20 protein-coding genes are annotated in these 25063 nt (G+C 65.4%); 7 read left to right on the top strand and 13 right to left on the bottom strand.

All coding sequences use genetic code 11. The features are described from left to right. Window positions 1–18: 18 nt before the first annotated feature. The 4 genes from J2S71_RS07875 to J2S71_RS07860 form a co-directional block, all read right to left on the bottom strand. The gene (locus J2S71_RS07875; RefSeq protein ID WP_084620790.1) at window positions 19–897 is read right to left on the bottom strand and encodes a SigB/SigF/SigG family RNA polymerase sigma factor; all 879 of its coding nucleotides are present in this window, start codon (window positions 895–897) and stop codon (window positions 19–21) included. Further along, window positions 890–1267: a hypothetical protein gene (locus J2S71_RS07870; RefSeq protein WP_021725093.1), complete on the bottom strand. Its 378-nt coding sequence runs from the start codon at window positions 1265–1267 to the stop codon at window positions 890–892. The genes J2S71_RS07875 and J2S71_RS07870 overlap by 8 nt, the downstream gene beginning before the upstream one ends. Window positions 1268–1279: 12 nt before the next feature. Beyond that, window positions 1280–1882, bottom strand: a complete 603-nt coding sequence (locus J2S71_RS07865; RefSeq protein WP_021725100.1) for a DUF948 domain-containing protein — start codon at window positions 1880–1882, stop codon at window positions 1280–1282. Between the two features lie 85 nt (window positions 1883–1967). Further along, a complete protein-coding gene (locus J2S71_RS07860) occupies window positions 1968–3383 on the bottom strand; it encodes a replication-associated recombination protein A (protein ID WP_084620796.1) in 1416 nt (471 codons plus the stop codon). Between the two features lie 336 nt (window positions 3384–3719). Here J2S71_RS07860 and glgB point away from each other — a divergent pair, with 336 nt between their 5' ends. The 3 genes from glgB (at window position 3720) to J2S71_RS07845 (ending at window position 9151) form a co-directional block, all read left to right on the top strand. Continuing rightward, complete coding sequence (gene glgB, locus J2S71_RS07855) at window positions 3720–5531, top strand: 1,4-alpha-glucan branching protein GlgB (protein ID WP_307390501.1); 1812 nt, start codon at window positions 3720–3722, stop codon at window positions 5529–5531. 75 nt (window positions 5532–5606) lie between these two features. Further along, entirely contained in the window at window positions 5607–7619 is a 2013-nt protein-coding gene (locus tag J2S71_RS07850; protein ID WP_307390499.1) for a class I tRNA ligase family protein, read from the top strand. 464 nt (window positions 7620–8083) lie between these two features. Then, window positions 8084–9151 (top strand): alpha/beta fold hydrolase, encoded by a 1068-nt coding sequence (locus J2S71_RS07845; protein WP_307390496.1) that lies wholly within the window; start codon window positions 8084–8086, stop codon window positions 9149–9151. A 102-nt stretch (window positions 9152–9253) separates the two neighbouring features. On the opposite strand, the gene J2S71_RS07840 is transcribed toward J2S71_RS07845, so the two are convergent. Continuing rightward, window positions 9254–9478, bottom strand: coding sequence for a hypothetical protein (locus J2S71_RS07840; protein WP_307390493.1), 225 nt, complete (start codon window positions 9476–9478; stop codon window positions 9254–9256). 108 nt (window positions 9479–9586) lie between these two features. Here J2S71_RS07840 and J2S71_RS07835 point away from each other — a divergent pair, with 108 nt between their 5' ends. Continuing rightward, window positions 9587–10378: a DUF1295 domain-containing protein gene (locus J2S71_RS07835; RefSeq protein WP_307390490.1), complete on the top strand. Its 792-nt coding sequence runs from the start codon at window positions 9587–9589 to the stop codon at window positions 10376–10378. Window positions 10379–10405: 27 nt separating this feature from the next. On the opposite strand, the gene J2S71_RS07830 is transcribed toward J2S71_RS07835, so the two are convergent. The 6 genes from J2S71_RS07830 to J2S71_RS07805 form a co-directional block, all read right to left on the bottom strand. After that, window positions 10406–10684 carry a hypothetical protein gene (locus J2S71_RS07830; RefSeq protein ID WP_307390487.1) on the bottom strand — a complete coding sequence of 93 codons (279 nt, stop codon included), beginning with the start codon at window positions 10682–10684 and terminating at the stop codon, window positions 10406–10408. A gap of 88 nt (window positions 10685–10772) precedes the next feature. Beyond that, window positions 10773–11102, bottom strand: a complete 330-nt coding sequence (locus J2S71_RS07825; RefSeq protein WP_307390485.1) for a hypothetical protein — start codon at window positions 11100–11102, stop codon at window positions 10773–10775. Between the two features lie 22 nt (window positions 11103–11124). After that, window positions 11125–12483 (bottom strand): Y-family DNA polymerase, encoded by a 1359-nt coding sequence (locus J2S71_RS07820; RefSeq protein ID WP_307390483.1) that lies wholly within the window; start codon window positions 12481–12483, stop codon window positions 11125–11127. Window positions 12484–12495: 12 nt separating this feature from the next. Continuing rightward, complete coding sequence (locus tag J2S71_RS07815; protein WP_307390481.1) at window positions 12496–13113, bottom strand: DJ-1 family glyoxalase III; 618 nt, start codon at window positions 13111–13113, stop codon at window positions 12496–12498. Window positions 13114–13154: 41 nt separating this feature from the next. Next, complete coding sequence (locus J2S71_RS07810) at window positions 13155–14534, bottom strand: MATE family efflux transporter (protein ID WP_307390478.1); 1380 nt, start codon at window positions 14532–14534, stop codon at window positions 13155–13157. A gap of 64 nt (window positions 14535–14598) precedes the next feature. Beyond that, window positions 14599–17904 carry an ABC transporter ATP-binding protein/permease gene (locus J2S71_RS07805; protein ID WP_307390474.1) on the bottom strand — a complete coding sequence of 1102 codons (3306 nt, stop codon included), beginning with the start codon at window positions 17902–17904 and terminating at the stop codon, window positions 14599–14601. 158 nt (window positions 17905–18062) lie between these two features. Between J2S71_RS07805 and J2S71_RS07800 the strand changes: the two genes are divergently transcribed. Beyond that, on the top strand, window positions 18063–20060 hold the full coding sequence (locus J2S71_RS07800) for an acyltransferase family protein (RefSeq protein ID WP_307390471.1): 1998 nt from the start codon (window positions 18063–18065) through the stop codon (window positions 20058–20060). Window positions 20061–20138: 78 nt separating this feature from the next. Here the strand turns inward: J2S71_RS07800 and J2S71_RS07795 are convergent, their stop codons facing one another. Both J2S71_RS07795 and J2S71_RS07790 read right to left on the bottom strand, forming a co-directional pair. Beyond that, complete coding sequence (locus tag J2S71_RS07795; protein ID WP_307390468.1) at window positions 20139–21278, bottom strand: CaiB/BaiF CoA transferase family protein; 1140 nt, start codon at window positions 21276–21278, stop codon at window positions 20139–20141. A gap of 265 nt (window positions 21279–21543) precedes the next feature. Continuing rightward, window positions 21544–22572, bottom strand: coding sequence for a 3-deoxy-7-phosphoheptulonate synthase (locus J2S71_RS07790; protein WP_021725065.1), 1029 nt, complete (start codon window positions 22570–22572; stop codon window positions 21544–21546). 240 nt (window positions 22573–22812) lie between these two features. On the opposite strand from J2S71_RS07790, the gene J2S71_RS07785 reads away from it, so the two are divergent. Both J2S71_RS07785 and trhA read left to right on the top strand, forming a co-directional pair. Continuing rightward, complete coding sequence (locus J2S71_RS07785) at window positions 22813–24357, top strand: C69 family dipeptidase (protein ID WP_307390464.1); 1545 nt, start codon at window positions 22813–22815, stop codon at window positions 24355–24357. 23 nt (window positions 24358–24380) lie between these two features. Continuing rightward, a complete protein-coding gene (trhA, locus tag J2S71_RS07780) occupies window positions 24381–25058 on the top strand; it encodes a PAQR family membrane homeostasis protein TrhA (RefSeq protein ID WP_021725064.1) in 678 nt (225 codons plus the stop codon). The last annotated feature ends 5 nt before the right edge of the window (window positions 25059–25063 follow it).

Genomic DNA, 25063 nt, shown 5'->3' with positions numbered 1-25063 from the left:
GACGAAGCGGCGGCGCTGCTAGGACGTGACGCCGCCCACGATCTCTGGGTCAATCCTCTCCTGCAGCTTCTTGAGCGTGCGCCTCAGCAGGCGCGATACCTGCACCTGCGAGATGCCCAACTTATCGGCGATCTCCACCTGGGTGAGTCCCTCGATGAAGCGCATGCGGATGATGTCCTGCTCGCGTGGGGAGAAGTCCCGCACGGCCTCCTCGATGGCCATGCGGTCGTCGGAGGCGGCAAGGTCCCTGTCCTCGGAGACGTAGCGGTCGAGTATCGAGGGCGCCTCGTCATCGGCGGCGCCACCCGCCTCGAGCGGCACGGAGCTGTAGGCGCTCGAGGATTCCATGGCCTCCAGCACCTCGTCCACCGAGGTGTCGAGCTCCTGGGCGATCTCCTCCACGGTGGGGCTGCGCTGCAGGCGCTTCGTCAGCTCGTCCGTCATCTGGTTGACCTTGGCCGAGAGCTCCTGCAGCCGACGCGGCACGCGCACCGACCAGCCCTTGTCGCGGAAGTGGCGACGGATCTCACCCATGATGGTGGGCGTGGCAAAGGTGGTGAACTCCAGGCCACGCGAGATGTCGAAGCGGTCGATGGCCTTGATGAGGCCGATGGTGCCCACCTGGATGAGGTCGTCGAGCGACTCCCCCCTGTTCTTGAACTTGGAGGCAAGGAAGCGGACGAGGTTGAGGTGGCTCACGATGAGCTGCTGGCGTGCGTCCTCGTCTCCCTCCTCCTTGTAGCGGCGGAAGAGCTCGTGCGTGCGCCCCTTGTCCCAGGCGAGCTTGCCCTTGGGCACCCGGCGTGTGAGGCTGCGCCGCCGCGCGCGCTCCGCGCGCGCGGACTCCTCGCCAGCGGTGGACGCATCCACCGTTGTCTGTTCCCACTCGTTAGGCATGGGCGGCGCCTACCGTCTTCTCAAGGTGAAGCACGCCCCCGCCTGTGACGGCAAAGTCGTCGCACACGGCCTGCAGCAGGAGCTCCGCGAGGGTGAGGTCCACACCGGCGGCCTCGATGACCTCCGGCTCGGCATCACCCAGGGCAAAGTCCATGGCAACGGAGCCCTCTGACAGCGTGAACGTGATGTCACAGACCGCGGGGGCCGTGGCGCAGCTGTAGACGAAGCCCTCCTCCGCGGCCATGCGCACATCCTCCACGTCATCCACACTCATGCAGCAGACGACGGCCAGGTTGGACGCCATCATACGGACGGCGCGCGCATATCCCGCCTCTGCAGGGACCGAGAGGCGAACGGTCTTCTCTTGCATTGGTACAGCTCCTTATGCTTGGCTCTTGGTTGGGTCCGCGGACGCGTCCGTGTCGCTCGATGCGGCGGCATGAGGGGCCTGGCCGCCCGTGTCCTGTCCGTAGGTAACGTATCGCACGGTATGGGCAGGCTGGCCGCCACCGCCCTGCGCGTCCACATCCTCCACAGACGCGCCCTCGCCCCTCAGCCGGGCGGCATGCCTGCCCGCGCCGCCATCCTTGCCAGAGATGCGGTTGATGACGTTGGTCACACCGGCGGCGGCACTGGTCGCCACGCCGTTCACCATGTCCGTGACATCCGCGGCCGTGCTCGAGACGCTCGAGACGTCACCTAGGATGCCATTCACCCTCCCCAGGCTCTCATTGGCACTGTCCACGGCGTCGCCAACACGCTCGACCAGGGGGTCGACCTGCTTGATGGCGGGCTGGAGGTCATCCATGACACCGTCGAGCTTGGCGATCACGGGTTGGACCTGCTCGATGGTCTCGTTGGCCGTACGGGTGACCTCATCCACGGAGGCGCGCGCATGCCGCAGGGTAAGCGCAAGCTCCACCACCGCCCAGACGGCCGCAAGCACGAGAACGACAAGTACTATCTGCAGAGGATCGAGCTGCATGATGTCCCCATTTCCGCCGCGTCATGCGGCTGTCTGACTTGCTGGCGCAAGCGCCTCTGTGCCCATTCTACCCAAGCGGGAGTCTCTAGGATGCCGGCGGGGGAGTATCCAAGGCAGTCACCTCATCGGACCGGCCGTCCGACGGGATGGCGCCACCACGCTCGCCGGCAGGCTCATCGGCTCGGTCACGCGCCGTCGCATCGATGCGCCATGATTCCCAGCCACGTGGGCTCGCATGGTAGAACGCACCCCTCTCCAGACCGTCCGGCAGGTACTGCTGGGGCACCCACCCCTCGGGATAGTCGTGCGGATAGAGGTAGGTGCCATAGGCTTCGGAGCCGGGACGATGACGGTCGCGCAGGTGGTTGGGAACCTCGCGGCGAGGTCCCTCGCGCACCTCCTGGAGGGCCGCGTCGATGCCCGCCTCGGCGGCATTGGACTTGGGCGCGAGGGCCACGTAGAGAGCGGCCTGCGCCAGGTTGATGCGGCACTCCGGGTAGCCGATGACCTCAGCCGCCCGAAAGGCGGCCTCCGCCACAAGCAGCGCCTGCGGGTCGGCATTGCCCACGTCCTCGGATGCCTGGATGAGGATGCGCCGGGCGATGAACTTGGGGTCCTCCCCCGCATCGATCATGCGGGCCAGCCAGTAGAGCACGGCGTCCGGATCGCTGCCCCGCATGGACTTGATGAAGGCGGAGATGACGTCGTAGTGCATGTCGCCGGCCCTGTCGTACGAGAGGCCACGACGGGGGTTGGCCTCGTGCACATGCTCGAGCCCGATGGCGACGGGTGACTCAGGACTGGCAGCATCGACGTTGCCGCCCGGAGCGGCCATCTGGCTGGCAAGCTCCAGGGACGTGAGGGCGGCGCGCGCGTCTCCCCCGGCCAGGATGATGACCTCGTCCAGGGCCTCGTCCGTGATGGTGAAGGCGCCCTTGAGGCCAAGCTCGTCGGCGAGGGCCCGGCGCACCAGCGTGCGGAGCGACCCGTCGTCGAGGGGGACCAGCTCCACCACGCGCGAGCGGCTGATGAGGGCCGAGTTGACCTCGAAGTAGGGGTTCTCGGTGGTCGCCCCGACGAGCACCACGGTGCGATCCTCCACGGCATGCAGCAGGGCATCCTGCTGCGAGCGGTTGAAGCGGTGGATCTCGTCCACGAAGAGTATCGTGCGCCGACCCTGCATGAGCAGTCGCTGCTCGGCGGCGTCCACCTCGCGTCGGAGGTCCTTGACCGTACCCGTGACGGCCGAGACCTCCACGAACTCCGCATGCGTGGTGTTGGCAATGATGCGCGCAAGCGTGGTCTTGCCCGTGCCGGCCGGCCCGTAGAGGATGACGGACGAGAGCGTGTCGTGCTCGATGGCGCGACGCAGCCACGAACCCTCGCCAACGGCCTGTGCCTGGCCCACGTAGCCATCGAGGGTCTGGGGGCGCATGCGCGCGGCCAGCGGCGCATTGGCGGTGCGCCTGTGGCGCTCGACGCTTGAGAAGAGAGTGTCCATGCCTGTCATTGTACCCGCCACTGACATCCCTCATGGTCTCCTCCCGCAGCCACTTTTCACAGCCATCACGCCACGGGCCCCTCGCGCGGTCGGCTCGTATGGCGGCGTGAGGGTGCCTTGCGTAGGTACCCTTCGTGACACCGTGTGGATGGGGAGCCGCACCCACTTGCAGCAGAAGGCACCCACACGATGGTCGCACGCGGGAGAAAGGCGCCCACAGGAGGGGTAGGCGCCCGCGACCTATGGAAGGGGACGCCCAAAGGGGCTATAACGTGGGGTGGAGCCATGCCCCTCGCATGACCTGCAACGTTCGGCCTCACACCAAAGGCGGCTCTCATGGACCTACACGGCTTCTATATGGGCACGGAATTCCAGGCACAGGACTTCCTGGGGGCGCATCTCACGCCCACGGGCGTCGTCTTCAGGACCTTTGCGCCCGCAGCCTCGCGCATCCAGCTGCTCCTGGACGGCGGTGGAGGCGTGCGCGAGATCGATCTGCACAAGGCCCATGACAGCAACTTCTGGGAGGTGGAGGTTGCGGGCGCCCATGAGGGCGACCACTACGAGTTCCGCATCCATCACGGCGGCAGCCTCACGGATCACGCCGACCCCTATGGCCGCCAGATGGAGCTGCGTCCCGCCCACCGCTCCATCATCTGCAGTCCCTCATATGCCTGGAGCGACCAGGCATGGATGGCCGCACGCACGGATCGCCGCGACCGACCCCTGAACATCTACGAGCTCAACCTGGGCTCATGGCGCAAGCGCTCAGGCGACCAGCCCTCCGATGACCCCGCCGACTGGTATCGCTACGACGAGGTAGCCCAACCCCTGGCCAGCTACGTACGTGACATGGGTTACACCCATGTGGAGTTCATGCCCCTGAACGAGCATCCCTTTGATGGCTCGTGGGGCTATCAGCCCACCGGCTACTTTGCCCCCACGAGCCGCTTTGGCACTCCCGACCAGCTCATGTTCCTCATAGACACGCTTCACCAGGCGGGCATCGGCTGCATCCTGGACATCGTTCCCGTGCACTTTGCCACGGATGCCTATGGCCTGGCCGACTACGACGGCACGCCGCTCTTCGAGTACCCTAACGATGCCGTGGGCGTCTCCGAGTGGGGCAGCCACAACTTCATGTACTCCCGTGGCGAGAGCTGCAGCTTCATGCAATCGAGCGCCAACATGTGGCTTGCCGACTACCACTTCGACGGCCTGCGCATGGACGCCATCAGCCGCATCATCTACTGGCAGGGAGATGAGAGCCGCGGGGTCAACGGCAACGCCCTCGACTTCCTCAAGCGCATGAACGGTGGCCTCAAACGGCGCCATCCCGGCTGCCTCCTCGTTGCCGAGGACTCCACGGACTTCAGGGGCACCACAGCCAGCACGAGCGTTGGTGGCCTGGGCTTTGACTACAAGTGGGACATGGGTTGGATGCATGACACGCTGGAGCTCTTCCAGATGGATCCGCTCTTCCGTGGTGGGAGCTACCATAAGCTGAGCTTCTCGATGATGTACTTCGCAACCGAGCGCTACCTCCTGCCGCTCAGCCACGACGAGGTGGTGCATGGCAAGGGCACCATCCTGCAGAAGATGTGGGGCGAGCTCGACGACAAGTTCCCCCAGGCGCGCACCCTCTACCTCTACCAGCTGGCACATCCCGGCAAGAAGCTCTCCTTCATGGGCTCGGAGGTGGGACAGCTGCGCGAGTGGGACGAGCGTCGCGAGCAGGACTGGTTCATGCGAGATATCCCCACGCATGAGGCCTACTGGCACTTCTGTCGTGACCTCAACCATGTCTACCTTGATCACTCCGCCCTGTGGCGGCATGACTACGCAGATGATGGCTTCGTGTGGCGCGACGTCTCGAGCGTGGAGCGCAGCTGCTATGCCTTCGAGCGGACGGACGGGGCGAACGAGCGCGTGCTCTGCCTGCTCAACCTCTCGGGCATCGACCAGGACGACTACGAGGTGAGGGTGCCGGACGTCTCGAGCTTTCGTGTGCTCATGCATACCGACTGGCAGCGCTACGGTGGCTCCACCCCCGAGGGCTCCGAGGAGCTCTACTATGACGGTGCGACGCAGACGCTCACGGCGCGCCGCCTCCCGACCTTCTCGGGCCTGCTCGTGATGCTCCTGTAGCCAGCGGGGACCATGGTGCCCGTTGTGGGATAATCGCCCCCAGGCCCATCCCAGCATGCACATGAAGGATCGCACATGGCACCAGACATCACGAACCGCCCCCACTTCCCCCGTCGCGCCGTTGTCACCGGCGGCATGCCCTACGGCAACAAGAGCCTGCACTTTGGCCATGTCGGCGGCGTCTTCGTACCAGCGGACTTCTTCGCGCGCTTCCTGCGCGACCGCATCGGGGCCGAGAACGTGCTCTTCGTCTCGGGCACGGACTGCTACGGCTCCCCCATCATGGAGGGTTACCGCAAGCGCTGCGAGGGCGGGGGCTACACCGGCACCATCACCGACTACGTGCGCGAGAACCACGACCTTCAGAAGGGGGCCCTCGACGCCTATGGCATCAGCCTGGACCTCTTTGCCGGCTCGGGCCTGGAGCCCGCGCGCGACTTTCACGCGCGACTCTCCGCAGCGCTCGTCATGCGCCTGTACGAGCGGGGCTACCTGCACAGGATGAGCACCCGCCAGTTCTATGACGTCGCAGCCGGGCAGTTCCTCAACGGGCGCCAGGTCATCGGCCGCTGCCCCGTGCGCGGCTGCAGGAGCGAGAAGGCCTATGCCGACGAGTGCGAATTGGGTCACCAGTTCGACCCCGAGGAGCTCATCGCCCCCGTCTCGCAGCTCACCGGCACCACGCCCGAGCTGCGCCCGGTGGACAACTGGTACTTCGACCTGCCCGCCTTCGAGGGCACCCTCAAGGCCCTCATGGACGAGTGGGACGTGAACCCACAGGTGAGACCCATCGTCACCAAGACCGTGCGCGAGTCGCTCGTGGCGCCGGTCATCTACATCCAAAGCAAGTTCCGCACGGACTTCGAGGCCATGGAGGGGAAGCTTCCCGTCCACACCCTGCATGAGGCCGAGGGCAACCAGCAATCCTTCTCCTTGGAGTTCGGGAACTGGCGAGATCGCGATGAGGCACGCGGGACGCTGGAGGCGGCAGGCGTGCGCTTCCGCACGGGCAAGACGCTGCTGCCCCTGCGCATCACGGGCAACATCGATTGGGGTGTGCCCGCACCAAAGCTCGAAGGCACGAGCGGCCTTACGGTATGGTGCTGGCCCGAGAGCCTATGGGCGCCCATCTCCTTTACGCAGGCCGTGCTCGCCACGGCCGAGGACGGCCGCTATTCCAGCAACGACTGGCGCGACTGGTGGTGCGCCGACGATGCCGAGGTCTACCAGTTCATTGGCCAGGACAACATCTACTTCTACTGCGTGGCGCAACCCGCGCTCTGGAAGGCGCTCGACTGGGGGCTCAGCCAGGACATTCCCGTGGCCAACCATCACATCCTGTTCATGAGCAAGAAGGCATCCAGCTCGGGCGCCACGCAGCCGCCCCTGGCCGCCGAGCTGCTGGGGCACTACACCGCCGAGCAGCTGCGCTGCCACTGGCTCAACCTGGCGCTCGACCAGAAGGCCGTCTCGTTCGCGCCCAAGCCCTATGACACGAGCGTGAGCCACACGGACAGGAGGACCGGCAGGGAGGTGCTGGTGAGGGATGACCCGCGCGTCGCGGATCCAGCGCTCAAGGAGTCGGCCTTCCTCACGAACATCTTCAACCGGCTGGCCCGCAGCTGCTTCTATGGCGCACAGAACGTGTGCGAGGGGCACCTGCCCACCGTCGAGGCGGACGAGGAGGTCGTGGACGCCTGCGCCGAGGCCACGCTCGACTTCGAGCGCCGCGCGTACGGCTTTGACGCCCATGGCGCCCTTGCCGTGGCGGAGGCCTTCTGCCGCGCTGCCAACCGGCGCTGGACGGACGAGTCCAAGGCTGCCAAGGGCAACGATGCCGCCTACGAGCATGCGCTCGCCAATGCCTTCGCCGCCCTGCGCACCGTGACGCTGCTCATGCATGCCGCCGCACCATGGGGCTGCGAGCGGATCTGCGACCACCTTGCCTTCCCACACGAGGCGTTCTTCAGCTGGGAGAACGCCTTCAGGACGCCCCTGCGGCTGGCCGAGGCCCTAGGCGAGACGGCCGCAGGCCATGCCCTCGTGGAACTCCCGCCCCGCACGGACTTCTTCGCCAAGTCCATATAGGGAGGGACGCATGTCGAATCATCGCATCCACGGCAATGTTCTGCAGCCCCAGCTCACATTCTTCTGCCATGTCGATCGGCATGAGCTTATGGAACGTCTCGGTGACGCCTTCAGTGTGGGGGGCGGCTCCCACCCATGTGCCCATGAGATCGCGCTCGATGTGGATGACCAGTCTCGCGTCAGCGTCGGCACATTCTGCCTCCTGCTGCCACAGTACAATGCCCTGCCATATCGAATGGAAACGAGAGACGATTGCGTCGCAACCATACGCGCAAGTGAGACGGATGCCTATACGATCGTGAGGGCATCCACAACCACCAACTCCACAACCGGCCTCAAGAGCACCCGGCATTATGCCCTGAGCGCCATTCGCTCCATCATATGCAGTGTCGACCCTAACGCACAGGCGTGGACTGCCCAACAGGGGCTCATGCAGCCACGCCTCAAGGACTGAGGGGAGGCTCATGCCCACACCTGCCACGAGCATGCCTCCCGTCCCACCACAGCCGCACTTCCCCGGCTCGTACCAGCGACCGCAGACGACGCCGACGGCCGCGCGCCTCGTGCGCAGGCCCGACGGCGCAGGCGTCGCCGCCTTCGTCTATGGCACCTGCTCGGGCGCACGGACGCCCACGCTCTTCCTCCACGGCAATGGCGAGGAGCACGGCATCTTTGGTCCCCAGATCGATGCCGTGGTCGCCTCCGGGCACGTTGCCATCGCCATCGACTCGCGCGCGCAGGGAAAGTCAACCCGCGGCACGGCACCGCTCACCTACGAGCTCATGGCTGCCGATGCCCTCGCCTGCCTGGATGCGCTCGGCATCGAGCGAGCCCATCTCGTGGGCTTCTCCGACGGCGCTATCGAGGCGCTCCTCATCGCCCGCGACCACCCAAGGACAGCGGCGTCGCTCCTCTCCATAGGTGCCAACCTCACGCCCGAGGGCGTCATGGAGGAGGACGGGTGGGACATCAGGGGCACCATCGCCACGCGGCGCGCCTGGGCGAGGTGGGCGCAGGAGCTTCCTGCAGACGGCATCCTTGACCCCGCACTCCTGACCCCCACGGCAGGCGAGGCACAGATGACAGCCGACCTGCTGCAACTCATGCTGGACGAGCCCCATGTCGATGCCGTCTCGCTCGCAGCCATCGTCTGCCCCACCACCGTGATGGTCGGCGAGTTCGACTGCATCGTCCCCGCAGAGACCGATGCCATCGTGTGCGGTGTGCGTGCGGGTGGGGCACGTGTCCGCAAGGTGGTCGTGCCCGATGCCGGCCACAGCCTTCCCAAGGAGGCGCCGGAGGCGGTGACCTCGGAGCTCCTCGAACTCATCGGGTGCGCGGAGCACGACGAGGTAGCCCGTCCGCACCCGGACGGGCTACGCGACGATGATGGCGCCGAGCAGCGCTACCCGCCCAGCGATGTTCACCGGCTGCTCGGCCCAGTTGCTGGCAGCGTCGCGCTGACGTGCTCGCACCGCGAGAGCCCCCATCGCGACCATGCAGGCAAGCCGCGCCACCAGCAGCGCCCATGACGCCGCGGAAAGCCTTGCCGCCACGGCGACGGACCTGTCGCCCGCTGCGAGGACGCCGGCCGTCATGAGCAGGAAGCCGATGGGCATGGTGACGTGCATCCGTCACGAAAGCAGGGGCACGTTCTCCCTGGCACAGGCAGTCGCGAACTTCCAGGCGACCTTGCCCACCCCACCCACTGCCACCAGCACGGCACCCAGCACGAAGGCGACGCTGCCCACATGGCCCACAAGCGCGAGGGGGCTGCCGCAGAACAACAGCACAGGCACGGCATCAACGACGGCAAGCCCCACGGTGAGCCCTGGGGGAAGGTCCCCCCTGTCATCCATCCTTGCGGCTCTCCCCCATCCTCACGGTATATTTGGCTCATTGAGTGATGGCCAAAACTGGCTACGCTACGGGGGTTGCCAACGGAAATGGAACGATCGGGAGGCCTCATGGGCGTCGCGACACTCGTCATCCTGAGCCTGGTGGTCAGCTCCATCGGCTTTCATAGGTTCGTGTGGTTCATCTCGCTGGGATATGGCCTCTCCATTGCCGCAGGGGGCATGCTCCTGCTGGCATGGTTCCATGCGTCCCTCGGCCCCGCCAGCGTCCTCATGTGTCTGCTGCTGATGGCCTATGGGCCGCGTCTAGCCATCTACCTGCTCGTGCGCGAACGTCGCTCGGCAGCGTACCGCCACGTGGCGGCCACGCAGGTCAATGATGGCTCGGATCTGGGACTGCCCATCCAGATGGTCATCTGGGTCGCGTGTGCCGTCATGTGTGCCTGTCAGGCATCGCCCGTGCTCTCCAGGCTCCAGGCGGGCTCTCCCGCGGATGCCCCCTCCCTCGTCGGCCTGGCGCTCATGTGTGGGGGCATCGTGCTTGAGAGCATCGCCGACCTGCAGAAGTCCGTACAGAAGCGCACGAGGCCGGGGCGCTTCTGCGACCGTGGGCTGTACTCCTTCGTGCGCTGTCCCAACTACCTGGGCGAGGTGCTCATGTGGACGGGGGTGTTCGTCTCGGGCGCCGCAGTGTATGCGGACGTCTCCCAGTGGGCCTGCGCGCTCGTGGGATATGTCGCCATCGTCTACGTCATGTTTGGCGGCGCGCGTCGCCTGGAGCTCAGGCAGGGCAGGAGCTATGGTGGCGACCCCGCCTACCAGGCCTACGTGCGCTCGACGCCCATCCTGCTGCCCTTCGTGCCGCTCTACAGCGTGAGGGGCGCCACCGGGCTCAAGGGCTAGGAAACCGGTAGCTGGGCACTCGGGGAGTCACTTCCCCGACCCCCAAGGATCCTCCATCTCCTGATGGCGCAGGAGGGCGTTGCGAGCATCCTTGCGCAGTGACGAGCCCACATAGAGCAGGGCCACGCCACCCAGCAGGAGCACCACGACCAGCATCAGCACGAGGATGTGTGCCAAGTCGCCCGTGGCACAGACGAAGATCCCGACACCCATGAGCAGCAGGCCTGCGAGCGTGAGGCCCCACGACCCGCGGGCGTTTTCCTGGACGTCGCGGTAGTCCCTCTCGTCCCTAAACGTGCGTGCCATGCCCTCTCCCATTCCACGTGCATCGGATGCAATGGTTACGATTATCCCCACCCAAGCTGCGCCGAGGCCCCTTTGCGCAAAAGAAGCATCAGGAGGCAGAGCCCTCCAGCCGCTCCAGCTCCGCGATGTCCCCAAAGGCCATGCGCGTCCCCGCCACCCAGAGGCAGGCGTCCGCCTCGCTGACCTTTGTCACCAGGCCCCGCATCCACTCGTAGCGGTCACGCGCATAATGCCGTACGAGCACCATGTCGCCAGGGGCAAGCTGGCGGATCGTAGCGGACAGCCGCTCGCGTCGCTCCTGTGAAAGATCCTCGCGCGGCATGGTGGCCGCACGACGCTCCCGCTCCGCAAGCGCGGCACGAAAGCCCCTGAGCGGCTCAAAGGGGATGAAGATCTTGGCGCGCAGGGAGAGATCCATGCGCGGATGACGTGTATAGAAGTCATCGGACGGTCGCTCCACTGCGATGGCCCCCTATCTGCTCGTTACGCTCGCGCGCCGTGGCCTCAGGCAGAAGGTCGATACCCTTGAGCAGCGAGTTCTTGCCAAAGCGTCGTTTGATGGCGCTCACGGCCTCCAGCTTCCTGCGCTCACGGGCAAGCTCCTCGGCATCCCTGAAGAGGCTCTCTTGGGCACCCGCGGCGTCCTCGGGCCGCACGCCACCAAGGGTGACGTACAGGCGATGGATGCGTCGACGCCCGTCCGCCAGCTGCGAGAGGAGCGGCACCGCCACCTTCCAGAGCTCGTGGAGCGAGCTGGTGGCAAAGGGCAGCGCGGCCGAACCATGGTCCGCACACTCGCCCCGGTGCACGTGGAACCGAGGGCCATCCCCACCAGAACCCACCTGTTCCATGAGCGCACGCCGCTCCTCCTTGCCCAGACGATAGCCCACCATGAGCCCCACGGAGGTGCATACGAGCCCACGGTCCACGAGCTCCAGGGAGAGCGTGTCGCACATCTCCTTCATGATGACGAGGCCCGCCTCGAAGCCCACGTCGTGCCCCAGCACCTGGCCATTGGAGAGGCTCTGGCCCTGCGAGCGATAGGCCTTGATGTCGGCCATGGTCACGGGCTCTACGCCCCAGGCGTGGTCGATGAGAATCTCGGCGTCCACGCCAAAGGCCTGGTACAGGGACTCCTTGGGAGCAAGTGCCAGCTGTCCCATCGTATGGATGCCCCTCTCCGCAAGGCGACGCGCCGTCCCGCCCCCCACGCGCCAGAAGTCCGTGATGGGCGTATGGCTCCAGAGCATCTGGCGATAGGTCTCCTCCGTAAGTTCCCCAAAGAAGTCCACGCTGTGCTTGGCCGTGATGTCCAGGGCGACCTTGGCCAGGTAGAGGTTGGTGCCCACCCCACACGTCGCCGGTATGCCCGTGTGGGCAACCACGTCCTCGCGGATGCGCTCACCCAGCTCACGCGCCGTGCAGCCGTAGAGGCCAAGGTAGCCCGTCACATCGAGGAAGGCCTCGTCGATGGAGTACACGTGGATGTCCTCGGGGCTCACGTAGCGCAGGTAGATGGCATAGATGTCAGCCGAACGCTCGATGTAGAGCGCCATGCGCGGCGGAGCCATCAGATAGTCGAGCGTACGAGGTATCTCGAACACGCGGCAGCGGTTGCGCACGCCCAGGGCCTTGAGCGCCGGAGAGACGGCCAGACAGATGGTCTTCTGCGTGCGCGTGGGGTCAGCCACCACCAGGCGCGTGGTGAGTGGGTCGAGCCCACGCTCCACGCATTCCACGCTGGCGTAGAAGCTCTTGAGGTCTATGACGAGGTACTGCCGCCGCACGACACTGCTCACCGGGTGGGCGCGCTAGCGCAGGTAGACTATCTGATCCTTGAGCGTCTCGGCCGCCTCGTCCGAGAGGATGCGGCGCACGAGAGCAAGTCCCAGTTCGACGCAGGTACCCAGCCCCTTGCTCGTGATGAGGTTGCCGTCGATGACCACCGGATCCTGCAGGACGGTGGCCCCGTGATCCGTAAGCATCTGCTGGAAGTCGGGATTGCTCGTGGCGTGCCTGCCCTCAAGCAGGCCGAGGCGCGCCAGCAGGGACGGTGCCGCGCATACGGCGGCCAGATCCCTCCCGGCAACCACCTGTTCCCTGACGGCACCCATGAGGGCCGTACACTCCCCCAGGTTCGTGGTGCCCGGCATGCCGCCTGGCAGGAAGAGCATGTCGTAGTCGCCAAACGAGAAGTCATCGTCCGTGATGGAGCGGTCGCATACCACCGTGACCTCATGGCTCGACGTGACGGCACGCCTGTCCGTGATAGAGACCTTGTCCACCGGGATGCCTGACCGAAAGAGGCAGTCGCACACCACCAGGGCCTCGCACTCCTCAAGCCCATCCGCAAAAAACGCCGCCACGCGCCTGTCCGTCGTCTGCCTGAACATGGATCCTCCCTCGTCCGTGACCGTTTGCTGTAGCATACCTCAAAACCAGCACACGTGTTCGTATCGGTTGGCAGGCGTCATACCGTGAGATGAAGCTCGTGCCTGAGCCCCATGAGCAGACCGAGGGCTCCCAATGAGGTCACCAGGGCCGACACCGGCGCGTTAAGCCAGAGCCCCATGAGGCCCAGCGGACGCAGCGCAACCAGCACGACCACGGGGCACACGAGGGCCTGCGCAAGAGACAGGATGGTGGCCGCCTTCGACTTCTCGGTTGCCGTGAGGAAGCTCATGGATGCGAGGGCAAACCATCGGAACACGTAGGTCAGCGAGAAGATCTGGAAGGCCTCCGTTGCCATGGCCAGCAGCTCCCCGTGCGCCTGCGCCATGAAGAGGTGGGTTACCTCCCCGGGCAGGAGGAACGGCACGACAGAGAGCGCCACGCCCACGAGGGCGGCAGCCGAGAAGCACCAGCGCTCGAGAGACCGCATGCGACCATAGTCATGCGCCCCCCAGTTGTAGCCCACGGCCGGCTGTAGGGAGTCGCACATGCCATAGATGAGGGAGTACACGAAGCCCGACACGTACATGAGCATGCCAAACACCGAGACGGCCCGCTCCCCTCCCAGCTCGAGCAGGGAGGCATTGAGCAGGATGGACGTCACGCGTCCCGCCACGTTGCCCAGAAAGGCGGGCATGCCAGCGATGACCACCTCACGCACGAGGGACGCCGAGAGGCGCGGCCGCACGAAGCGCAGCAGCATGCGACCTGCCGCAAAGGGGGCCATGGCGACAATCGATGCCGTGGCAAGGGCGACACAGTATCCCAGGGCGGCGCCGACCACACCCAGGTCCGTGAAGTACAGAAGCGAGAACTCGACCACCGCGCCCAAGACGGACATGAGGACGTTGATGCCCATGGACGTCTTGATGCGACCGCAGATGCGCAGGTAGTTGTCGGCCGCAAACAGGATGGTCGTGAGCGGGGACGCAAAGGCATACACGCGCAGGAAGAGCGTGGCCATGCGCGCCACGTCACCCGTCGCCCCCATGGCCGCCATGATGAGGGGCGCCAGCACCCACAGGGTCCCGCCCAAGACCACCGCAGCGAGTTCGATCATGACGGCCGAGCACGTGAAGATGTTGTTGGCCCGCTTGTGGTCGCCCTCGCCCAGGGCGATGGCGATGGGAACCGACGAGCCCACACCGATGAGGTCACCAAACGCAAAGGCGATGATGACAAAGGGCATGGCGAGACCGACCGCCGCAAAGGCGGACTCTCCCAGGAGCTGCCCCACGAGGATGCCATCGGACATGTCATAGAGGGCGGAGCACAGCATGCTGAGCGAACCCGGCAGCGCCGCCTTGAAGAAGAGCCGACGTGGCGCCGTCTCGGCAAAGAGGCGGTGGGCGGCGGCGATGCGCTCGCCCTGGGCGACATCGGCTATCAGGTCGCTCATGGGTCGATCAGCGGTTCCTTCCGATGATGCGAGCCTTGGGGGTGCATGGGGTCGCATGCCCGTGCTACTCGCTCCGTAGTGCCTCCACAGGATCACGGCGTGCGGCGCTCATGGCTGGCACGACACCCGCGACGAGCGTAAGGATAACAGAGACCGCAATGAGCGAGAGGGCATTTGCCAACGTCAGCGCCATGATGTTGGCAATGCCGCGCGTCTGGAGTATGAATTGGTTGACCGGTATGGATATGAGCAGCACGATGGCGATGGCCAACACGCCCGAGAACAGCCCCTCGATCGCCGTCTCGGCATTGAAGATGTTGGCGACCCCCAGCCTGGAGGCACCCATGGCACGCAGGATGCCAATCTCCTTCCTGCGTTCCAGCACGCTGATGTACGTGATGATGCCGATCATGATGGAGCTCACCACCAGTGAGATGGACACGAAGGCGATGAGCACAAACGATATCATGTCGACGATGTCGGTGACGGCGCCCATGAGCGTGCCGGCGATGTCGGAATACTGAATGGTCTGGTCCTCCTTGCCTGCGGCACTCACCTGGGCGTTGTAGTCGCCGATCATGTCGAGCACGCTCTGCTTGGCGTCAAAGTCCTTGGGGTAGATCTGGATGGACTTTGGGTCGCTTTCGTCCGCATAGCCCAGCTTCTGGAGGTTACCATCATAGGTGAGGTCGCCTGCGTTCATGTAGTTGGTCAGCAGCGACGTGAGGTCCTCCTGGGACACGTTGAGCGTGATGGCGCTCGCGAAGACGGTCGGGTCCACCTTGAAGCCATCCTGGAGGGCAGAGGTCAGCGCACCCATCTGCTTCTGGAGCTGGCTCGATATGATTGAGGAGAGCTGGCTACCCATCTTGCCGACGGCCTGCGACACCTGTTGCTGCAGCTGTTCCTCTATCTGGAGCGCGATGGCCTGCGCCGCCTGCTGCATGAGCTTCTGCATCTGCTGGGAGAAGTACGGCGCGAACTGGTTCACGAGGTAGTTGTGCATGGCCGTGCTGACGAGGTCGTCCATCGACGAGACGCCCAGGTCCTGCTCCAGCTCATCCTGCAGCGCCTGCAGCTGCGCCTTGCCACCGTCCGTGGCGATATACTCCTGGTAGCGCCTTTCGTACAGGTCGGCATCGGTGCTCGTGACCTCATCGGGATGGTTCTGCTCCATCCAGGCGATAAATCCGCTCGCCAGGGCAGACGAGTCCCGCATGATGGCCGCACGCTGGTCGTCCGTGAGCTTCGAGACGTCGGGAATGCCGCTGTCCTCGAGGTCGAACTTGGGTGCGCCCGCCATGATCTGTGCCATGGTCTCGGAGCTGAAGAGGGAGCTCACGACGTTTGGGTCCAGATTGATCTTGCTGGGGTCGAAGCCCGAGGAGTCCATCGAGATGCCCGAGAGGTCCACGCTGCCTGCCGCATCCGTAAGGGCGTTTGCGTCAAACGAGAACGCCTGGCGGAGTTTGTCCTCGTCAATGGAGAAGATGTTGCTCATGTCGAAGGAGGAGCCCTGCTCGCTCTGGAGCTCCTCGAAGGTCTTGCCCGTGAACACGTCCACGTCGGGGTTGGCCAGCTGCTCCTGTACGATCTGGGAGGCTGCGGAGCGACCGATGAGCTCCTGTGTGAGGGCGGGGGTGTAGCCGATGCCCTCGCGCCCACTCGAGGAGCTGGCGGAGGTGGAGTCCTTGGCCTTCACCACGCCCACCACCTTGAGCTGGATGCCGTTGGCGAGCTTCTCCCGGAGGTAGTCGTCATTGTCGGACATGTCGGTCCACGTACCCTGCGACTCGTTCTTCGTGTAGAGGTCGCTCGGGGGAATCACCGTGAACGTCATGTTCAACGCATCGTCATACGTGAAGGGGCGAGCGTCGTCCGGTGCCTGGACCTCCTCGCCATTGATGACCCTCTGCACCATCTGGTCGAGCGCGGTCGGATCGTAGAAGCCGATGCTGTAGAGCGTGTAGTCACTGATGGCACCATGTTCGTCCAGGATGAGCACGCACTCGTCCGACGCCTGGGGCCAGCGTCCCTCGACGATGTCCATCTGGTTGTCAAGCAGGCTCTGGTTGCCCACCAGCTCATGGAAGCCCGAGGTGGTGGTACCTCCCGTCAGCGCCGAGCCCGCGGCGGCACCCATGCGCTGGCCCACGGACGAGGGGTTGAGACGCGTGACGCCATTGGTGGTGTCAGACCCGTAGACCTGCGGCGTCACGCCATAGCCATACTGGATGGCGGTGACGTAGGGCGAGATGCTCCCCCCGTTATCCTCGAGGTACTGCCGGAACGACCTGAGGTCGTTGGACTTCACCTGCGCGAACATGTCCGCCGCTACGCGCTGCTGGGGGATGGAGCCATCGTCGGCGGCGGTCACGTCCGCGGTGGTTGACGTCGAGTCGAGGAGGCTCGCCACGTTGAAGCCGCTCTTGTTGATCGTCACGGGATAGCTCGAGAGCGCATCCCCCTCGGTCTTGGCGATGTAGTTGTTGACGCCATTGGAGAGCGCGAGGATGGCGGCGATGCCGATGATGCCGATGGATCCCGCAACGGCCGTGAGGGCCGTACGCCCCTTCTTGGTCATGAGGTTGTTGAACGAGAGCGCGAGCGCCGTGAGGGGACCCATGGACGCGCGACGGCTCCCCTCGGAAGCGGGAGGCTTCTCCCTGCGGGCGACCACCCGCTCCCTGAGCGAGGGCGGGTGGGTGTCTCCATCGAGGCGGCCGTCGCGCACGCGGATGATGCGCGTGGCATACTCCTGCGCCAGCTCGGGATTGTGCGTGACCATCACCACCAGGCGATCCTTGGCCACCTCCTTAAGGATGTCCATCACCTGGACGCCCGTATCGGTGTCCAAGGCGCCCGTGGGCTCGTCAGCCAGGACGATATCGGGATCGTTCACGAGCGCACGGGCGATGGCCACGCGCTGCATCTGCCCACCGGAGAGCTGGGCAGGGCGCCTATGGATGTGCGCGGCGAGGCCCACCTGCTCCAGCGCCTTCCGTGCGCGGAGGCGACGCTCCCTGCGGTCGACGCCGGAGAGCGTGAGCGCCAGCTCCACATTGGAGAGGATGGACTGGTGCGGGATGAGGTTGTAGCTCTGGAACACGAAGCCGACGCGATGGTTGCGATAGGTGTCCCAGTCCTTGGCGCGGTAGTCCTTGGTGGAGACGCCACTGACCACGATGCTTCCCGAGTCCGCCCTGTCGAGGCCACCCAGGATGTTGAGCAGCGTGGTCTTGCCCGAGCCCGAGGGGCCAAGCACGGCCACGAACTCGTTGTCGCGCAGCGTCACCGACACGTCATCGAGCGCCACCTGGGTGAACGAGTCGGTCTTGTAGGACTTGCGGATGTGCTTGAGCTGCAGCATGGGGAACTATCCATGATAGGGGTGCGCGTGGACGGACGCCTCTCCACGCCACCGAGGGATTGACGTAGCAAGACTACCCTCAAGGCAGCATTTCAGTCATACTTTGCATGCATCCATCCGCCATCCATATCAATCAAGAGGGACCCAAAGGCACCACCGTGCAGACAGACAGATCACATCGCGGCACCGCACAGGGGAGCTCCCGCCGCCAGGCGCCCCTGGAACGCCACGAGCGCAATGCCGCACTTGACGGCCTCCGCGCGCTCGCCATCATCGCCATCGTGCTCTATCACCTCAAGGTGAGCTGGCTCCCCAGTGGGCACCTGGGCGTCGTGCTGTTCCTCGTGCTTGCGGGCTACCTGCTCACCGGTTCCGTTCTGCGGCGCGCGCACACGAGCGGGGCACGCGCGCTGCCTCGCATCTGGTGGAGACGCATCAAGCGCATCTGGCCGTCCATGGCAGCCATGATCGTGTTGGTGGCCGCCGCCTGCGTCGTGGGCAACCACGTGCTGCTCACCAAGCTCAGGCCGGACGTCCTCCCCTCGCTCCTCCTTGTGACCAACCTCTCCTACATCGTGCGCGGGGGGTCGTACTTCGCCCAGATCGGCGGTCCCTCGCCGCTCATGCATCTGTGGTATCTGGGACTCGACTTCCAGTTCGTGCTGCTGTGGTCGGTGGGGCTCCTCCTGCTCGACAAGGTCGGGGATGCCCACGGGCGCATCATCGTGACCCTCGTGCTCGCCGTGGCGTCTGCCATCGAGATGGCCGTGCTCTTCGTGCCGGAGGCCGATCCCACGCGCGTGTACTATGGCCCAGACACCAGGGCGTTCGCCCCGCTTTTGGGATCCGCCCTCGCTATGGCCTGGCCTCTGGGAGGGCGGCCGCATGCCCGCCTTCCCCTCGAGGGCCGACGTCTGAGGTGGGCCGGTGTGGCATCGCTCGCGCTGCTTGTGATGCTCATGGCCCTGATGCCCGACACCTCCGTGCTGCTGTATCGAGGTGGCATGTTCGTGGCGGCCTGCCTCTGCTGCGTGATCATGGCCTCGCTGTTGGGGGGAGGCCTGCTGGCGCGCATGCTCTCCTGCAGACCCCTCACGTGGCTGGGAACGCGCTCGTTTGCCCTCTATCTCTGGCACTTCCCCCTCTTCGTGCTGCTCGGGAGCATAGGCTCCACACCGCTTGCGCTGGTGGGCGTCGGCCTGTCGCTGCTCATGGCAGAGGGCTCCTATCGTCTCGTGGAGCGCGGTGCGATCGTGACCTGGTGGCGCCAGCACGCTGCAGAGCCGCTGCGAGCCGCTCGCGCACCACGCATGACTGCGCGTACGGACGACAACCGCACGAGGCGCGTGGCTGCCGTGCGTCCCAACCCGCCTCGGGGCGCCGTCATGGGCGCCGCCGTTGGCGCCATCGCCCTCATTGCCATCGTGGGCCTGGCGACCCTTCCCGACGAGACGCTCGTCCCCGCGGAGGACATCGTCAACACCGGAGCCGCCGCCGACCAGGCACGGCAGGTCTCCGAAGACAGCGCGTCCGACGGCGAGGGCATCCCCTCTGGCAGCATCCGACTCACCGCCCCGAGCTCCGAGACGGACGCAGGCATCTACGATCCCCTCATGATTGGCGACTCCGTGCCCGGAGACGCGCAGAACCAGTTCAAGAGCTATTTCCCCAATGGCCTGCTCGACACGTACGTGGGACGCTCCCCCACCCAGATGGCAAGCGTCCTCAAAGGCTATCTCGACCAGGGCGTCGTGGGCAACATCGTCATCCTCGAGGCCTTTGCCAACAACTCCATCTCGGATGACGTCCTGGACGCCATGGTCAACGCCTGTGGCGATCGCATGGTCTACCTGGTCACCTGTCGTTCGGACAACGCGGAGCGCACGCAGAAGTTCAACGACGCCATCATGCGCGCCGCCCAGCGCCATGACAATGTCAAGGTCATCGATTGGTATTCCCACTCGCAGAATCACGTCGAGGAGTGGCTCTATCGCGATGGCGTGCACCTGCGCGAGGCCGGCAAGGATCCCTACGTGAGCTACCTGGCCAACTCCGTGAAGGACGACTTCGCGGCGGCCGGGGGCACCGTCACCACGCAGGACGATGCCTCGGATGACAGCCAGGCGCCGGCGGGCGACACGTCGCAGGGCTCATAGCGCGCCCGGCCGTGATGCCGCCCCGGGGTGTCGGTTCCCGCTGATCCACCCGGCCCCCGGCAGCGCCCACGGTGACAGCTACGAGAACTCCGCCCTGATGGCGTCGCCCTCCTCGTCGAGCTGGGGCGCATCCTTGGTGGAGCCGTAGGAGTTCCAGGCACCGTACTTGATGGGCGTGCCCATGGCGACGTTGCCATCCCCCAGCTCCTTGAGCATCCCACGCTCGACGATCTGGGGGAGTCGGCGCGTGTCCTCAACGCCGAGCACGGGTGCGACGGGCACGCCGGCCTCCTGGATGACCTTGAGCCAATGTGCCACCGTGTTGGTCTTGAGCACCGCGCCGATCAGGTCCCCGCAGTACTCCCAGTTGTCCGCACGGTCGGGGTTGCCCTTCAGGCGCGGGTCGCAGATCCACTCGGGGTGGCCGAGTGCCGTCGCCAGCGACCTCCACAGGTGGTCGTTGGCCGTACAGATGTAGATGGGGGAGTCCGCGCATTCGTAGAGGTCGAAGGGATAGCAGAAGGGATGCCGGTTGCCCACGCGCGTGAGCACGGCACCCTCGTCCTCGGGTGAGGTCAGGCCCTGCTCGAGCAGGGTGAACGTGCCATCCAGCATGGAGATGTCCACGGTGGTCCCCTTGCCCGTGCGCTCACGGGCATACAGCGCCGTCACGATGCCGGCATAGCCCAGCTGGCCGGCGACCATGTCGGACACCGAGGTGCCCACGCGCACGGCCGTGCGCTCCGGATAGCCCGTCAGGTCCATGATGCCGGAATAGGCCTGCACCACGGTGTCGTATGCCGCCTGCTCGGCCATGGGGCCCCACTGGCCAAAGCCCGAGATGGAGGCGACAATGAGGCGAGGGTGCCACTCGACGAGCTCCTCGGGGTCGAGCCCTAGACGCCTCATTACGCCCGGGCGGAAGTTCTCCAGCAGGACGTCCGCCTCGGCGATCATGTGCTTGAGCAGCTCCATGTCAGCAGGATCCTTGAAGTCGAGTGTCACGGACTCCTTGCCCGTGTTGGCGATGCGATAGTACTCGGACACGTTGTCCTTGGTAAAGGGCGGCAGCATGCGCGAGTCGTCACCGCGGCCGGTGCGCTCCACATGGATGACGCGGGCGCCCCCGTCCGCCAGCATGCGCCCGCACACCGGCCCTGCCAGCAGGCGCGAGAGGTCTATGACCAGGATGCCCTCCAGCGGAAAGGACCTGTTCATGCCCAGGCGAGGGTTGTCTTCGGGACGTAGGCCCCGTCTGCCTGCGGTATGGGAACCCACATGGGTGCCAGGGGAAGTGTTCTCGGTAGTCATTGACACTCTATTCGCCTTTCTGCGCGTGAGACGCCGCAGGGCGCACCGCTGTGTTGTCACGGTCAACGCCCCGCTTGAGTCTACATCACAGGTGGGAGCAACATGCGCGTGTGACCCTTTTGCGCCATGCCAACACCAGTCGGGCACAAGGGCGCAAACGGACAGATCTCACCTACAGACGATCAGCCAGTGAGCGCACCAGACGCTCGGTGTTGTCCCAGCCCAGGCAGGCATCCGTGATGGACTTGCCGTATATGCCACCGTCCACGGACTGGTTACCGTCCTCCAGGTACGACTCCATCATGAAGCCACGGAACATGCCCGCAATACGCGTGCTGCGCGCCACGCTGTCCAGCACCTCCTCCGCGATGTGCCCCTGCTCGAGCGGACGCTTGCCGGAGTTGTCGTGGTTGCAGTCAATGATGACCGCGGGATGCTCGTAGTCGTCCGCATGGTACTGGTCGGCAAGGCGCTCGAGGTACTCGTAGTGGTAGTTGGGGTAGTTGAGGCCGTCCTTGCCCACGTAGCCGCGCAGCAGCGCATGGGCGAGCGGGTTGCCCGTCGTCTCCACCTCCCAGTTGCGATAGATGAAGGTCTGGGGCGCCTGCGCCGCATGGATGGAGTTGAGCATGACCGCCGTCGAGCCGCCCGTGGGGTTCTTCATGCCCACCGGCACGCCGATGCCGCTTGCCACCAGACGGTGCTCCTGATCCTCCACGGAACGGGCACCCACTGCCACATAGGAGAGCAGGTCGAGCAGGACCTGGTGGTTCTCGGGATAGAGCATCTCGTCTGCCGTGAACATGCCCGTGTGCTCGATCACGTGCAGGTGCATGCTGCGGATGGCCTTGACGCCCTCAAGCAGGTCGGGCTCCCCGGCGGGGTCGGGGTTGTGCAGCAGTCCCTTGTAGCCGGTGCCCCTGGTGCGCGGCTTGTTGGTGTACACGCGTGGCACGAAGAGGAACACATCCTTGACCTCGTCCTGCAGTCTGGCCAGGCGATCCATGTACTCGAGCACGGAGTCCTCGCGGTCGGCAGAGCAGGGCCCGATCACCAGGAGCTTGCGCGCATCCTCACCCCTGATGATGGCGGCAACAGCGGCATCAAAGGCGACCTTGCGCTGGGCGAGCGGGGGGGAAAGCGGCATCTGGTCGCGAATCTCCATGGGGATGGGGAGCCTGCGCCTGAAGGTCATGGACATGATGAGGCATCCTTTCGCACCCGACAGTAGGGCCACGCGGCATGGCATGGGAGGACTTGGGATTATCCCATGCCCGCGGAAGCGCCATGCCGTCAGCACAGTCTTGCCCAGAAACGGAAACAACAGGGGTGCCCGCTCTTGTGAGTCATGCGCAGGATCCAGTCCTCCTCGCGCACCTAGGGTGCGCACGCGTATAGTTGTGCGCGGTTACCCAAGCGGATCACGGCCAAAGGAGCACCCATGTCCTGCACCACCATCCTTGTTGGAAGGGACGCAAGCTACGACGGCTCGACCATCATCGCGCGCAACGAGGACTCCCCCTCGGGACGCTTCGACAGCAAGCGCATGCAGGTGATTCATCCCGCCGACCAGCCGCGCCACTATCGTGCGAAGATTAGCCACGTGGAGCTGGACCTCCCGGAGGACCCCCTGCGCTACACCTCCGTACCCAACGCGGACGATGCCGAGGGCATCTGGGCGGCCGCGGGCATCAACACGGCAAACGTCGCCATGACGGCAACGGAGACCATCACCTCCAACGAGCGGGTGCTCGGGACGGACCCGCTGGTGGAGCTCGTCGACGCCCAAGGCGAGGAGGGCACGGATGGCTTCGCGCCCGAGGCGCCCGGTGGCATTGGCGAGGAGGACATGGTCACGCTCGTGCTCCCCTACATCCGCTCCGCCCGCGAGGGGGTGGAGCGTCTGGGCGGCCTGCTCGAGCGCTACGGCACCTACGAGATGAACGGCATCGCGTTCTCCGACGTCAACGAGATCTGGTGGCTCGAGACCGTGGGGGGCCACCACTGGATCGCACGGCGCGTGCCCGACGACTGCTACGTGACCATGCCCAACCAGCTTGGCATCGATGACTTTGACCTCGACGATGCCCTAGGAGACCAGCTTGGGTTCATGTGCTCGCCCGACCTCGGTATGTGGATGGACGAGCACCACCTCGACCTCACGATGGACGACGGCTTCTTTGACGACGAGGACGATGCGTATGCCAGCGGGCATCGCGTCTTCAACCCGCGCGATGCCTTCGGCAGCCACTCCGACTCCGACCACGTGTACAACACGCCGCGTGCCTGGTCCATGCACCGCGTCCTGGCACCGCACAACGGCTGGGACGATCCCTCCACAGGTTGGGGACCCGAGGCGGACGACCTTCCCTGGTGCATGGTTCCGGAACGCAAGGTCACCGTTGAGGACGTCAAGTGCGTGCTCTCCCTGCACTACCAGGGCACGCCCTATGACCCCTACGGCGCTGCGGGCACGCCCGCCACGCGCGGCAGGTACCGCCCCATCGGCATCAACCGCACCAGCCAGCTGGCCGTGTTGCAGATACGGCCCCATCGGCCCGCCTGCTGCCGGGCGCTGCAGTGGATGGCCTTTGGGTCCAACGCGTTCAATGCCCTCGTCCCGCTCTATGCCAACGTGGACGAGCTGCCCGACTACCTCTCCAACACCATGCCGCATCAAGTGTCCACCGGCAGCCTCTACTGGTCCAGCCGCCTCATCGCCGCGCTTGCCGACCCACACTATGGCAACTGCGTGCAGCACATCGAGCGGTACCAGATGGCTGTGGGCTCCAAGGGCACCGCGCTCGTACACGCCACGGACAAGGAGGTCGCCGGCCGTACCTTTGATGATGCGACCCCCGACCTCACGAAGGCCAACGAGGGCATTGCCGACATGCTGCGCACGGAGACCGACCAGGTGCTCGAGAACGTGCTGTACGCCGCGAGCATGGGCATGCGCAACGGCTTCTCGCGCAGTGACGGCTAGGAAACAGGCTTAAGGAGGCTCTCATGGCTGACAAGGCACAGATACCCGCAGACGCGGGCAAGCAGCAGGCGCGCCAGTACTCGACGGGCGAGGAGATTGCCAACTCCGTGTCGCATGGCGTGGGCGTGCTGCTCTCCATAGCGGGACTCGTGCTGCTCGTCGTGCGCGCCGTTGCGGACGGCGGCGGATCACGCCTGGCCGCAGCGCTGCTTATGGGCATCACGCTCATCATCGAGTTCCTCTGCTCCACGCTCTACCACGCGCTTGTGCCGCGCAGGGCCAAGTCGGTCTTCCGTGTGCTTGACCACAGCTCCATCTACCTGCTCATTGCCGGCAGCTACATGCCCTTTGCCCTCGTGACGCTCTCCGACCGTGGTGGCACCACGCTTGCCATCGTGGTGCTCGTCATCGCCGTGGTGGGCGTACTGGCCGAGACGCTTCTGCGCGAGCGGCAGCCACACTGGCTCTCTGCCCTCATCTACCTGGTCATGGGCTGGCTCGTCATCTTCAAAATCCGCGACATCTGGGAGCTCATGGCGCCCGCCGGCTTCTGGCTCCTGTTGGCGGGTGGCATCTGCTATACGGTGGGCGTGTGCTTCTATGTGGCCAAGAAGGTACCGTACCTGCACTTCGTGTGGCACCTGTTCGTGGTGGCGGGCGCCACCTGCATCACGCTCTCCGCCCTGCTGTACGTGGTCTAGGCTCC

It is taken from the genome of Olsenella profusa DSM 13989 (assembly GCF_030811115.1).
Taxonomy (GTDB): domain Bacteria; phylum Actinomycetota; class Coriobacteriia; order Coriobacteriales; family Atopobiaceae; genus Olsenella_F; species Olsenella_F profusa.
Note: the sequence above shows the minus strand (reverse complement) of the source record. Positions and strands in the feature narration are given on the sequence as shown.